Origin of the sequence: Chloroflexus islandicus (genome assembly GCF_001650695.1) — a bacterium.
Lineage (GTDB): Bacteria > Chloroflexota > Chloroflexia > Chloroflexales > Chloroflexaceae > Chloroflexus > Chloroflexus islandicus.
Map to the genome: position 1 here is coordinate 1 of NZ_LWQS01000042.1, position 13,838 is coordinate 13,838.

Below are 13,838 nucleotides of genomic sequence, written 5' to 3' on the forward strand. Positions count from 1 at the left end.
CTGATCAATTTTGGTGCGGCCAAGTTTGAGATTAAAAAATATATCTGGACACCGAGATAGGATGAATCGCTAGCAAGGGGCGCACTCTGCACAACTATATTTTGTGTCTTTTGTGTTTCTTTGTGGCTATTCCCCCAAAACATCATGCAGGTGGTTATGACGAACACGCTCACCTCACTCGACGTACGCGAACGGCTCATCACCGCCTTACAACTCGACCTCGTCGGGCCGCCGGCGGGCCACCCGCTCGAACGCGAACAATTGCCCGCCGACATCCGGCCCTCCACGTGGTACCTCACTGGCTTCCTCATCCCGTCGGGCACTCCCGCCGAACGCGCCGCCGATCCCGACGAAGACGACGATTTCGCCGTGGCTGCCGCTGCGAGCGGGGTCGAGCCGGAAGCCAACGATGACCGTCCGGCGGCGCGGAAAGGCAACTTTCCTTCGTCCATCGGCCTCACCTTTCTGGTTGACGCCGCCACCCGCGAGCTGGCCGTCACCTTCCGCTGGGGAGATTATCGGCTGGTTGCTGCGCCGGAAGCGGAAGGGAAGCAGGTATGGCAGCGCGAGCCGCGCGCTGAGACGGTCACGGTCAAGCTAGCGGGAGGGCGGACGCCGGCCCGCATGGTGCCCAACTCCGGCGGCTTGCAGTATCAAGTGGTCGAACGCCCGATCGCCTTGCCGGGGCCGGAACAACCCCTGCCCGCCGGCACGCGCTCGGTGACGATCTACCTGATCAACAACCGGCCCGCTGACTATGAACCGTTCGACGAGATGTATGCGTTTCAGGCTGAGATCGAGGTGCGCAGCGCGCGCCCGTTTGTGCCGCGCCCCAATCTGAGCGGTCTGCGCGCCGCCGAGTGGGATGAGCTGGTGGCCGATCTGCATTACGCCAATGTGCCGGAATACGCCGTTGGCCACGCGGTGGCGGCTGATTGGGCATTGGTTGATGGCGCATGCACGGTCGTGCGCACGGCGTGGCTGCCGCAAGCTGCGGTCGAGAAGACGGTGACGGCGCCGGTACCGGATGTGGAACTGGGCATGGACGCGCTCGGCGCGCTGGCTGACGGCGCGGCTGCCGAACAGGCCCTCCGCCCGTTGGTGACGGCGTACCACGAATGGCTGGATGAACAGGAACAGCGCAGCGCCTCTCTTGCCGGCAAGCGCGGCGAGACGGCGCGGGCCTTAGTGCGGCATGCCCGCAACGCCGCCAAACGGATCGCGCGCGGCATCGACCTCTTGGCCCAATCGCCGCTGGCGCTCGATGCCTTTCGCGTCGCCAATCGCGCCGTGGCCCGCGCCCTCCGCCAGCGCAACCAGATCGACTTCCCGCGCTGGCGGCCCTTCCAGCTCGCCTTTATCTTGCTCAACCTGCCGGGCATTGCCGACCCCGCCGATCCCGACCGCGGCGTGGTTGATCTGCTCTTCTTCCCCACCGGCGGCGGCAAAACCGAAGCCTACCTCGGCCTCGCCGCCTTCACGCTGGTGCTCCGCCGCCTCCACCACCACGGCGACGGCGGCCTAGCCGGGGCCGGCGTCAGCGTCATCATGCGCTACACCCTGCGCCTGCTCACCCTCGACCAGCTCTCCCGCGCGACCGGCATGATCTGCGCCCTCGAACTCGAACGGCAACAAGCGCCGGCACAGTACGGCCCGTGGCCCTTCGAGATCGGGTTGTGGGTGGGGAAAGGAGCGACTCCAAACCACCTCGGCAAAAAAGGCGACCAACGCGACGACACGGCGCGGTCGCTGCTCAATCGGTACAAGAGCGATCCACGCGGGAATTCACCACCCATCCCGCTTGAGAGCTGCCCATGGTGCGGCACGAGCTTCACACCGTCCTCGTTCACCCTCGTGCCCAACGCCGACAATCCGAGCGCGCTGCGCGTCGTCTGCCCAAACTTTGAGTGCGACTTCAGCGGCGACAACGCGCTGCCCATCGTCGCCGTCGATGAGATGATCTACCGGCGCTTGCCAGCCTTTCTGGTCGCCACTGTCGATAAATTCGCCGCGCTGCCGTGGGTCGGGCCAAGCGGCGTCTTGCTCGGTGGCGCCGAGCGTTACGATAACGACGGCTTCTACGGCCCGGCTGAGCTAGGGCGGGGCAAACGGCTCCGCCAACCGCTCGCGCCGCCCGACCTGATCATCCAAGACGAACTGCACCTGATTTCCGGCCCGCTCGGCACGCTCGCCGGCCTCTACGAAACCGCCATTGACGCGCTCTGCACTCGCGACGTCAACGGCATACCAGTCGGGCCCAAGATCATCGCCTCCACCGCCACCGTCCGCCGGGCTCAAGACCAGATCCAAGCCCTCTTTGGCCGCCCGCTGACCGCCGTCTTCCCGCCTCCCGGCCCCGACCGGCGCGACTCATTCTTTGCCCGTACCGTCCCAGCCAGCATCACGCCGGCCCGCCAATACATCGGCATCGCCGCGCAAGGGCGCAGCCCCAAAGTGATGATGCGCAAAGCGTGGCTAGCGCTGATGGGAGCGGCGCAACAGGCCTATCTCGACGCAGGCGGCGATCGCAACCCGGCCAACCCCGCCGACCCGTACATGACCGTGCTCGGCTACTTCAACAACCTGCGCGAACTCGGCGGCGCGCGGCGCATTTTGGAAGAAGAGGTGCAGAGCACCATCAAAGGCTACGGCGAGCGCAAACGGGTTGGCGAAACGCGCGGTCTGTTCGCCAACCGCGAACGCTTCAGCGAAGTGCTCGAACTCACCTCGCGGGTCAGCACGGCCCAAGTCGCTGAAGCGCGCCGCAAGCTCAGTCTCTCTTTCGCCCAACCTGACGGGCGCATCGACTGCGCTCTCGCCACCAACATGATCTCAGTCGGCCTCGACATTCCGCGGCTGGGGTTAATGGTCGTCATCGGCCAACCGATGCTCACCGCCGAATACATTCAGGCCACCAGCCGGGTCGGGCGCGACGACAAGCGACCGGGGATCGTCGTCACCCTGCTCAACATCCACCGGCCCCGCGACCGCTCGCACTACGAACGGTTCCGCCACTACCATGAAACCTTCTACCGCGCAGTCGAAGCTGGCAGCGTCACCCCCTTCGCCGCCCGCGCCCTCGACCGCGGCTTCGCCGGGGCGCTGGTCGCGTTGGCCCGTCACCTCGAATCGAAGCTCACCCCGCCGAGCGGCGTCGCCCAGATCAAACAGGTACGCCAGCGCCTCGAACAGCGGCTAATCGAGATCTTCCATGCCCGCTTACGCCAGCAAGACCTCGACCACGACGATCTCGACGAGCGGCTGCTCTCGGTACAGCAACGGATCGGCGACCTGCTCGATGCGTGGGAACGGATCGTTGAAGGGTACGCCAGCCAAGGCGTTGCGGTGCAATACCAACCGTTTGAAGACAGCCGCACCGCCAAACCGCTCTTGCGCGATCCGCTCGCCAAAGACTTCGACTTCGCCGAGCAGCGCAAGTTCCGGATCGGGCGATCGTTACGCGATGTCGAACCGGAGGTGAACCTCTATCTGCGCGACCTCAACAACCAACCGGTTGAGGGGTGAGGAAGCATCACTCCCCTCCCCCAGCGGGGGAGGGGCCGAGGGTGGGGGCTACCGGTTTATCGCCGAGGAAGAATAGCCACCAAAAGGCGCAAAAGACACAAAAAGAGAAGATGTTGCGTATATGGAGTGCGGCAGTCAAACTGCCGCACTCCACAGCCGGCAAGCGGGGGCGATGCGGTAAAGACGCAACGCACGCAAGGCGCAGCGACCTTACACGCCAAGACGCGCAGGGTGCGAAGGGTCGCAGCGGGTTGGGAAGGGGGCAAGGACAAGAGGAACATGGGATTCGGCACCCGACTCGGAAGGGCGAGGCTAGGGTGACGAAACCAGCGTGCCGATTGTCATTGCGAGGGAGTGGCGGCTTCCAGCGCGGCTGGGAGCCGCCCGACCGAAGCAATCTCCCACGTCAGCGAGAACGCTGCCTGAGCGGAGTTCCGTTCGTGCTCGCTGGGGATTGCTTCGCTGCGGGACAGCGCGCTGCGCTGCCCCTCCGCTCGCAATGACAGCGGGGGAGAGGCCGAGGGTGGGGGCTACCGGTTTATCGCTGAGGAAGAATAGCCACCAAAAGGCGCAAAAGACACAAAAAGAGAAGATGTTGCGTATATGGAGTGCGGCAGTCAAACTGCCGCACTCCACAGCCGGCAAGCGGGGGCGATGCGGTAAAGACGCAACGCACGCCAAGGCGCAGCGACCTTACACGCCAAGACGCGCAGGGTGCGAAGGGTCGCAGCGGGTTGGGAAGGGGGGGCAAAGACGAGAGGAGCATGGGATTCGGAACCCGACTCGGAAGGGCAAGGCTAGGGTGACGAAACCCGCGTGCCGATTGTCATTGCGAGGGAGTGGCGGCTCCCAGCGCGGCTGGGAGCCGTCCGAGCGAAGCAATCTCCCGCGTCAGCGAGAACAATGCCTGAGCGGAGTTCCGTTCGTGCTCGCGGGGGATTGCTTCGCTGCGGGACAGCGCGCTGCGCTGCCCCTCCGCTCGCAATGACAGCGGGGGAGAGGCCGAGGGTGGGGGCTACCGGTTTATCGCTGAGGAAGAATAGCCACCAAAAGGCGCAAAAGACACAAAAAGAGAAGATGTTGCGTATTTTGTGTCGCTTTGTGGCTATTCTTATATCACAAACCAACCACAACGCCTATGACAACCAAAGCAAACGGACAACTACGGCGCGGACAACTACTCACCACCTACGGGCCGGGGGCGCTCTTCGACCTGCCGCGCCACGCTGCCATCATCGGCGGCCTTGACGCATGGCCGCCAACCAGCGCCCTCGAAGAGATCAGCGAACCGCGCCTCGCGCGCATCATCCAACACATCACCGGCATCAGCCACCCGCGCCTCTACGCGCCGCCGGCAGCCGATGACGCGCCGGGAGGCAAACCGCTCGGTGTTGGCGTCTACCGCTTCCCGGAATGGTTCGTCGTCCAAGAAAACGACCAAAGCAGCAGCCGCGTCCGCTCGCGGCGACTCGTGCCACGCCGGGCGCTTGAGCGCGATCGATACAACAAGCTACCGGTCGTCGCCACCCGCTTCATTGCCGCGTGCAGCCGGGGCCACGTCGATGACATCGACTGGCGGACATTCGTCCATCGCGGCAAAACCGACTGCCGGCAACAACTCTGGCTCGACGAACACGGCACGAGCGGCGATCTCAGCGATCTCAAAGTGCGCTGCGAATGCGGCGCCGAGCGTTCGATGATTGAAGCGCGGAACCGCGCAGCGCACCCGCTCGGTTGGTGCAGCGGAAGGCGGCCATGGCTTGGCCTCGACAGCAACGAAGAGTGCGGCGAACCGCTGCGCCTCCTCATCCGTACCGCCTCGAACGCCTACTTCCCGCAAGTGCTGGCCGTGCTCTCGATCCCCGAACCTGATCAAGGGATTGACGCGGTGGTCGCGGAATTGTGGAACGAACTCTACATCGTCGAAGAAATCGGTGACTTACGCCTCGTTAAACGCAAGGCAGATGTCGCCCAAAAACTGGCGGCATTCACCGATGTAGACATCTTCGCCGCTATCCAACGCAAGCAGAGCGGCATGAGCTCGCCGGAAAAACCGCCCAAACTGGTGGAACTCGATGCCATCCTCGCCGCGCCGGAAGGCTACGGCGACGACGTGCCGATCAACGAAGACTTTCACGTTCGCCGCTTGCCCGATCGAGTCTGGCGCAAGAGCAAGATCAGCGACGGCATCGCCGCCGTCTACCAATTGCACCGCTTGCGCGAAGTGCTGGCGCTGATCGGCTTCACCCGCTTCGAGGCCATCATGCCCGACATCAACGGCGAATACGAGCAAGAGGTCGAGCGGGCGCAGTTGGCGCGCGAGCCGAAGTGGTTTCCGGCGGTCGAAAACCGCGGCGAAGGCATCTTCATCCAACTCGACAGCGTCGCTGTTGCGCGCTGGCTCGAACGGCCCGATGTGCAGCGCCGCTTGCAAGAGCTCGCCGGCGGCCATGCCCAATGGCAAGTACACCGCCACAGCAAACGTCCCTTCCCCGGCGGCCCGTACATCTTGCTGCACACCCTCTCGCACCTGCTCATCCAATCGCTCGCGCTGCGCTGCGGCTACCCGATGAGCGCCATCCGTGAACGGATCTATGCCGACGTTGCTGGGCAACGCTACGGCATCCTCCTCTACACCGGCAGTCCCGACGCCAGCGGCACACTGGGAGGGCTCGTACAACAAGCTCGCTCGCTCGAAGAGCACCTTGATTACGCCCTGCGCACCGGCATGTTCTGCTCGAACGACCCAATCTGCGCCCAGCACTCTCCCAGCGACACCTTTGAAGAGCGGTGGCTGCTTGGCGCCGCGTGCCACGGCTGCGCCTTGGTTGGCGAATCATCGTGTGAAATGCGCAACGACTACCTCGACCGGGCGCTGGTGGTGCCGGTCGTCGGCTTGGAAGACGCCGCATTTTTCGCGGTGGAGTAACTCCGTACAACCCCTCCCCCAGCGGGGGAGGGGCACGGGGTGGGGGCCATACAAACGACCCAAAAAAGAATATTTTTGCGTCTCTTGTGTCGCTTTGTGGCTATTCCTTCCACCCCTCCCCCAGCGGGGGAGGGGCACGAGGTGGGGGCCACAATCCGCGGGCGAGGTGGAGCCATACAAAAGACCCAAAGATAGAACATTTTTGCATCTTTTGCGTCTCTTTGTGGCTATTCCGCGTGTCTCATGACTGGTCAAGCCTATGAACGACATCCTGATCGACCTACCCGCCGACAAACGAGCCAGACTCATCGCCGCGCTCGAACACGGCCAGCTCAACCTCACCAGCGGCGAAGTCGAACTGCGCGCCGCCCTTGGCCGCCTCGACAACGCCGCCGCCCTCGCCGTCGCTCTCCACGAACTGCACGACCTCGGCATGAGCGCACGCGCCGCCGCTGCCGCCCTCCGCGCCATCGAGCGCGTCACCGCTCGCCAGCACAAACCCGACCTCGTGCTGTCCGGCCTGCAAGTGCCGGGAATCTACGCCCGCGACACCAACATCGTGTACAACGAACTGCTCGGCAACGCCGAACGCAGCGTCTGGCTCAGCAGCTTCGTCTACTACGACGGGCCGAACATCTTTGCCACCCTCGCCCAGCGTATGGAACAGCAACCACAGTTAAACGTCACCCTGCTCTTAAACATCCAGCGCCGCTGGGGAGACACCACCGCCAGCGACGCACTGGTGCGCGCCTTTGCCGTTGACTTCTGGCGTAAAGCATGGCCGGGAACCCGCCGGCCGCGCGTCTACTACGACCCCCGCTCGCTCAGTCTCGATGCCAACGAGCGCGCCGTCCTCCACGCCAAAGCCGTCGTCGTTGACGATGAACGACTCTTTATCACCTCAGCCAACCTCACCGCAGCCGCCGGCGAACGCAACATCGAAATCGGCGTCTTGCTGCGCGATCGCAGCATGGCGCTGAGTGTCGTCGCCTATTTCAAGCGCCTGATCGATGAAGGGTATCTGCACGTGTTGCCGGAATAACTGGAGAGCCGGACGGCTGTCCGGCTGCGTAGAGGGCGCAGAGGGTTCACACGCAAAGACGCTGGAGAGCCGGACGGCTGTCCGGCTCCGCAAAGATCGCAAAGGTTTTTTATTGTTTGTGCCTTTTGTGTCTTTTCGTGGCTATTCGGCCCAATGCCCCCACCCCCAACCCCTCCCTCGCTGGGGGAGGGGCGGCCAGATATGGAGTGCGGCAGTCAAACTGCCGCACTCCACAGCCGGCAAGCGGGGGCGCAGCGAGGTTACACGCCAAGACGCAGAGAGCGCGAAGAGCCGCAGAGGGTTGGAAAGGGGAGCCGCCGGATCGGCGGCAACGGCACTACGGCAGCGGAACAGCGCAGCGCCCCTCTCCCGCGCCAGTGGGAGAGGGGTTGGGAGTGAGGGTGAACCATCGCCCGCTTGCTTATTGTCATTGCGAGCCGCGCTGCGCGCGGCGAAGCAATCTCCCACTTCAGCGGCAGGGGCGCCTCCACGCCATTGGGTTGCACCTCAGCGGGGGATGGTTTCGCTGCGGGACAGCGCGTTGCGCTGCCCCTCCGCTCGCAATGACAGCATGCCTCTCCCTCAGCGTCCTCCGCGCCCGCTGCGGTAAAAAACACATCCCACCCCTGCGGTAAAAATCTCCCTTTCACCTCCGTGCCCGCTGCGGTACCATGGGTTGTCTCTCGCAACCTGCGCTCGCTGCGGTACTTGGCAAATGAAGAAAGAGAGTTTCACCCCCTATGCACGCATTGCTGCACGGTTTCAGCTATCCCTTCCGCGCGATCCGGCTGATTGCCGGCCAACCCCTGCTCTGGCGCTATATTGCCATTCCAATCGGATTAAACCTGCTGGTGGGCTTTGTCCTCTACACTACCTTGTTGCTGGCCGGGTTCCAAGCGATTGATGCGCTACTGGCCGGTTGGCCGGCGTGGATCGAGTGGCTGGTGCGCGGTTTACTAATCGTTGCGCTCTTTGTTGGGTTGGGGTATCTGCTGGTGCGGTTCGGGGTGGTGCTCGGTTCACCGTTCTACAGCCGGCTTTCCGAGCTGCTCGAAGAACGGTTACGCGGGGTTGCCATTACTGCGCCGCCGGCAACCCCAGCTAACATTGCCCGTGATCTGGGCCGCGCCCTCTCGTTTGAGCTAAAGAAGTTGTTGCTGACGCTCGCTATTGGCTTACCTTCGCTCTTGCTGAACCTGATCCCCGGCGCCGGTTCGGTGTTGGCGACGATCGCCGGCATTGCGCTCGGCGCGACGATCGCCTGCCTCGACTTCTTCGATCCGCCGCTCGAACGGCGGCGCTGGCGTTTTCGCGCCAAGCTCGGCTTCATCCGCCGCCATTTGCCGGCTAGCGCCGGTTTTGGCCTGATCTGCCTCGGCTTGGTGAGTGTTCCGCTCTTCAACTTGGTGGCGGTGCCGATCTGCATCACTGCCGGCACCCTCTTTTATTGCGATGTGGCCGAGCCGGAACGCGCCACCTAACCGCGCTACGGTATGCCAACCGGCACGATCCGGTAGATATTGCCGTTCCGATCGTCTGAGACAAAGATGACTCCGTCAGGGGCGATCGTAACGCCAGCCGGACGGCCCCATGCCCCGCCGCACTCTTGCTGCGGGTTGTCGCGAAAGCCGGTGAGGAAGGCTTCGCTAGCGACTGGCATGCCGTTGGTGACGCGAATCCGTTGCACGCGGCAATCGCGTGGCGTTTCGTCAGCATTCCAAGAGCCGTGGTAGGCGATCAAGACATCGCCATTTGCCAGCCGGTCAAGCCCTAACGGCGCGTAGTGAGCTAGATCGGTAAACAGCGCCGGCGTCGCTTGCGCGCAACTGGTGAACGTGGCATCGAGCGGCACTCGCGTGTCACGCACCTCTTGCGCGCCGGCAGGCACCGACCCTAGTTCGGCGGTGTAGCAGTAGGGCCAGCCGTAATGCTTACCGCGCTCAACCTCGATCAGCACCTCTTCCGGCGGCAGATCGTTGCCCAAGCCATCGCTGCCATTGTGCGTGGCCCACAGCCTCCCGTCGGGCAAAAAGATGAAATCAACGCTGTTGCGCAAGCCTTCGGCCCACACCGCGCGCCGGCGCGGATCGGGATCGCTGGCGAATGGATTATCGGCGGGGATGCCGCCAGTGATGGTATAGCGGAGAATAGCGGCCCGGCGCGGATCGCCTTCGCTGCAACCGACGGTGATATTGCACTTCGAGCCGACCGCCACGTAGAGCATGCCGTCCGGGCCGATGCGGGCCGTGCGGGTTGAGTGGCCGCCATCGTTGGGCAGGCCATCAACGATGACCGTGATCTCACCGCTCTCGAACACCCCGTTGCTATTGCTGTCGCGCAGCCGCCACACAGTAGCATTGCCGGCGGCGTAGAGATCGCCGTTATGCCATTCAAGGCTATGCACGCCGGGCAGATTCGTGGCCACCGGCGTGATCCCGTCCGCCCTTCCATCGACATCGGCGTCGGCCAGCCGCACCACCCGGTTGGCGCTGCGCTCGGCGACATAAAGCGCGCCATCAGGCCCGATAGCCATCAGGCGCGGGCGATTCAACCCGCTCGCATAGAGCCGTACCGTGTACCCTTCAGCGACTTGTAACCGCGCGCTGATCGCGTCGGCTGGCGGAATAGCCGGTGTGCGGGTGATAAGAGGCAGGTGTACCAACTGAATGGGTTGGGCAAGTGTGATGGCGACGAGCGCCAATCCCAGCGCAACCAGCAAGACAGCCAATGAGCGTTTCATACCTGTGCAACCTTGGGTTGATGATCCGGTACGTTCATCATACCAGATCAGCCAGCGCGATGGCCAAACGCATTGCCCGGTTTTGCCCTAGGTGACATGGGGTAAAGGCCACCCCTCCCCCAGCGGGTGAGGCGCCACGAAAAGCCGCAAAAGGCACAAAAAATAAAAAAACCTTTGCGCCCTCTGCGCCCTTCGCGCCTTTGCGTTAAGAGTCTCTGCGTCTTTGCTTACTTGGCGGCTTTACAGCATCGCCCCGCTTGCCGGCTGTGGAGTGCGGCAGTCAAACTGCCGCACTCCATATCTGTCCACCCCTCCCCCAGCGGGGGAGGGGCACGGGGTGGGGGCAAACCGACGCATCGTAACGCCATCAACCGTATCTGCGCTTATGCGTTCTGTCCACCCCTCCCCCAGCGGGGGAGGGGCACGGGGTGGGGGCAAACCGGCGCATCGTAACGCCCATCAACCGTATCTGCGCTTATGCGTTCTGTCCACCCCTCCCCCAGCGGGGGAGGGGCTGGGGGAGAGGGTGACACCCTTCGTTACCGGTTCAACCGCGCCTTGATCTCTGCGGTCAGCAACGGCAAAATCTCGTTGACATCACCGACCACGCCGAGAGTGGCAATGCGGAAGATCGGCGCTTCGGGGTCTTTGTTGATCGCCACGATCGTGCGGCTGGTGCGCATGCCGGCCAGATGCTGGATCGCGCCGCTGACGCCGGCGGCGATGTACAGTTTGGGGCTGACCGTCTTGCCGGTCTGGCCGACCTGATGCTCATACGGCACCCAGCCATCGTCCACGATCGCACGCGAGGCGCCATACGCGCCCCCCAACGCCTCGGCCAGCGGCGGGATCAGGCGGTAGTAGTTGTCTTTGTTGCCCAACCCGCGCCCACCGGTGACGATAATCGCCGCATCGGTCAGGTTGACCGCGCCGGCCTTCGGCGCTACCGCCTGCACCTCAGTGCGCGGGGTGAGGTTCGCAACCGCCAATTCCGTCACCGGCGCGCTGCGATCGGGCTGGGCCGCAGCTTCGGGGAAGCTCTGCTTGCGCACCAGCGCCACCACCGGCTTGCCGGCGGCAAACCGGTAGGTATTGATCACATTGCCGCCGTGCGATGGGCGGGTGGCCCGGATCGCGCCATCTACTACCTGCAGATCGGTCGCGTCAACGACCAACCCAGCATTGAGATCGGTGGCCAGCGCCGCGCCGAAATCGCGCATCTGGAAGCTCGTGCCGGCCAGAATCAGCGCCGGATTGCACGCCTGCACCGCTGCCATTGCTGCTGCGACGTAGCCATCGGTGGTGTACTGGGCCAGCGCCGGCGCATTGGCGGTATAGACCTGATCGGCGCCAAACTGGCCGGCCCGTGCCGCGACCGCGGTCGTGGGGCCGATTGCCAGCGCCGCCAGCGAGCCGCCCAACGCATCGGCTAACTGCCGCCCTTTGCCGAGCAATTCGCGCGAAATGGCGGCCAGATCATCACCGACTGCTTCGAGAATAACCAACACGTTGCTCATGATCGGCTCCTTTCCGCGCTTAAATGACCTGATACTCCAGCAGCTTATCGACCAGCTTGCGCACCTTGGCGGCGGCGTCGGGGCCATCGATCATCTCGCCCTTCGGGCGTGGCGGCGGCGGCACCCGCTCGGCTAGTTGGGCGGCTGGAGTCAGATCAGCGGTGCTCAACCCTAGATCGGCTGCCGTCCACACCGGCGGCTCAACCTTGGCCACGCGCTTGATCTTGAGCAACGACGGGTAACGCGGTTCGTTAATATCCTTAATCACCGACATCACTGCCGGCAAGCGGCATGCTACCGTTTCGATCACGCTTTCGAGGTGGCGTTCGACCTTGACCGTACCACCCGGCTGGAGTTCGAGCACCTTGCCGACGTAGGTCAACTGGGGCCAGCCGAGCAAGCGGGCCAGCGCCGGCGCAAACGCGCCGCTCTCATCATCGGTGCTATTGCGACCGGTAATCACCAAATCCACATCGCCGAGCTTGCGGATCGCGGCGGCGGCCACCCGTGCGGCGGCAATCGTATCGAGCTGGGCAAAGGCCGGATCGCTCAGCAACAGCGCATCGGTCGCCCCCATCGCCAGCGCCCGCCGCAACTGCTCAACCCATTCAGAGGTGCCGATCGAGAGCGCCGTCACCTTGCCGCCATGCTGCTCGTTCCAGCGAATCCCCTCTTCGAGCGCGTATTCATCAAAGAGGTTAATGATCTTCTCAATCCCCTCGGCGTCAATCGTCAGATCAGGCCGGATCTTGACCGAATTGTCGCGGGGGACCTGCTTGAGACACACCACGATGTGCATGCTATGGCCTCCTTCGTACCATGGGCGGTAACGCACTGCATTATAGCAGAGTGTTAGCCAGCGAGACTCAACGCAGCCGGAATATCGCGGGCAAACCGGAACAGATCAGACGGGATATCGGCAAGGAGCAGCGCCTGTTCAGGCCGGGTGCCGACCAGAATGCTTTGCGCGCCGAGTAGACGCGTCCCGCGCCCAACCCGGATCAGTGTCGCGATACTGTCCTCATCAAGCGTCGCCAGACCATTGATATCGATCACCACCGTGCGCGCTCGCCGCTGTTGGATTGCATTGAGGACTGTCTGCTCAAGCTGTTTGCTGCGTTCAGCGTCAAGATGGCCGACCAGCGGCACAAAGATCGTCTGTGGGCCGAGTGGCGTTACCGGCAGGCTGAGCGCCCGGATCGTCGCCTGCAATTGCATTTCGCGCTCAAGCTGGGCTTGCTGAGCCTCTATTGCGGCAGTGAGTTGCTGTTGGCGTTCGTGATTCGTATCGAGGAGGTACTGGAAGGAATCGCGCAACCGTTGGAGTTGGTTGATCGAACTAACGGCGCTGAGCTGGCCGCGCTCGTCAGTATGCGCTAAGCGTTCGGCATCAGCGGTCAGTTGATCGACGCTCTTGCCGACTTGCCAGATCAACGATACGGCAAAGGCCAGCGCAATCAATACCGCCACGCCAACCACTGCTGATGCAATCCAGAACCCTTCATTCGCAATCCGTTCCAGCTCGGCTACTCGGCGCAGGTATTCCGCCTCGTATTCCAACTGCGCGCCCAGCGACAAATTATGAATCGCGCGCAGATTGCGGTGATAGTCAGTTGAGCTGATCAGTTCACGCGCCTTTTCCTGATTGCCACGGTCAAGAAAGGTGAGCGCAGCGTCGTGTTGGGCGACCATTGCTTCAAATCGGGCAACCAATTCCAGTTCAATGTATCCCGCGTCGAACTGCCCATACGCTGCGAAAAAGTTGCGCGCTTCAGCGCGGATCTTCTCAAGCTCATTGCGATCAACCTGGCGACCGGCAATGATTTCGCGCACATAATAGTGTTCAAGTAGGATCAGCGATTCGCTCTGAGCCACTTCGACGAGGTCACGGGCAGTGTTATCAACGCGATGAATGGCCTGCGCTATGCGTTGTTGTGAGTATACAGCCACCACCCCAATAATCGCCAGCGCCACCAGCAGCGGTGAAAGTGAGAGGATGAGGCGCGCGCGTAGATCCATAGCAATACTCGATTGATGATGAATCAGTCGTTGTTTAACCAATATTTCACGATTATTGTACCATCT

The 13,838-nt window shown here is 63.1% G+C and carries 8 protein-coding genes; 4 read left to right on the forward strand and 4 right to left on the reverse strand.

Going from position 1 to position 13,838, the window contains the following annotated elements; genetic code table 11:
* The first annotated feature begins 156 nt into the window (after positions 1-156).
* The 4 genes from drmA to A6A03_RS06720 all read left to right on the forward strand — a co-directional run bounded on the left by drmA (position 157) and on the right by A6A03_RS06720 (position 8,977).
* Positions 157-3,525 (forward strand): DISARM system helicase DrmA, encoded by a 3,369-nt coding sequence (gene drmA / locus A6A03_RS06705; RefSeq protein WP_066785314.1) that lies wholly within the window; start codon positions 157-159, stop codon positions 3,523-3,525.
* Between the two features lie 1,138 nt (positions 3,526-4,663).
* Positions 4,664-6,454, forward strand: a complete 1,791-nt coding sequence (gene drmB / locus A6A03_RS06710) for a DUF1998 domain-containing protein (RefSeq protein WP_066785318.1) — start codon at positions 4,664-4,666, stop codon at positions 6,452-6,454.
* A gap of 259 nt (positions 6,455-6,713) precedes the next feature.
* Entirely contained in the window at positions 6,714-7,496 is a 783-nt protein-coding gene (gene drmC / locus A6A03_RS06715) for a DISARM system phospholipase D-like protein DrmC (RefSeq protein WP_066785321.1), read from the forward strand.
* 740 nt (positions 7,497-8,236) lie between these two features.
* Positions 8,237-8,977 carry an EI24 domain-containing protein gene (locus tag A6A03_RS06720; protein WP_066785326.1) on the forward strand — a complete coding sequence of 247 codons (741 nt, stop codon included), beginning with the start codon at positions 8,237-8,239 and terminating at the stop codon, positions 8,975-8,977.
* Between the two features lie 5 nt (positions 8,978-8,982).
* Here A6A03_RS06720 and A6A03_RS06725 read toward each other — a convergent pair whose 3' ends face one another.
* From A6A03_RS06725 to A6A03_RS06740, 4 genes are all read right to left on the reverse strand, one after another.
* Complete coding sequence (locus tag A6A03_RS06725) at positions 8,983-10,236, reverse strand: PQQ-dependent sugar dehydrogenase (RefSeq protein ID WP_066785329.1); 1,254 nt, start codon at positions 10,234-10,236, stop codon at positions 8,983-8,985.
* Between the two features lie 539 nt (positions 10,237-10,775).
* Positions 10,776-11,753: an electron transfer flavoprotein subunit alpha/FixB family protein gene (locus tag A6A03_RS06730; RefSeq protein ID WP_066785331.1), complete on the reverse strand. Its 978-nt coding sequence runs from the start codon at positions 11,751-11,753 to the stop codon at positions 10,776-10,778.
* 19 nt (positions 11,754-11,772) lie between these two features.
* Complete coding sequence (locus A6A03_RS06735; protein ID WP_066785333.1) at positions 11,773-12,552, reverse strand: electron transfer flavoprotein subunit beta/FixA family protein; 780 nt, start codon at positions 12,550-12,552, stop codon at positions 11,773-11,775.
* Between the two features lie 53 nt (positions 12,553-12,605).
* Positions 12,606-13,772 (reverse strand): STAS domain-containing protein, encoded by a 1,167-nt coding sequence (locus A6A03_RS06740; protein ID WP_066785336.1) that lies wholly within the window; start codon positions 13,770-13,772, stop codon positions 12,606-12,608.
* Positions 13,773-13,838: the final 66 nt, after the last annotated feature.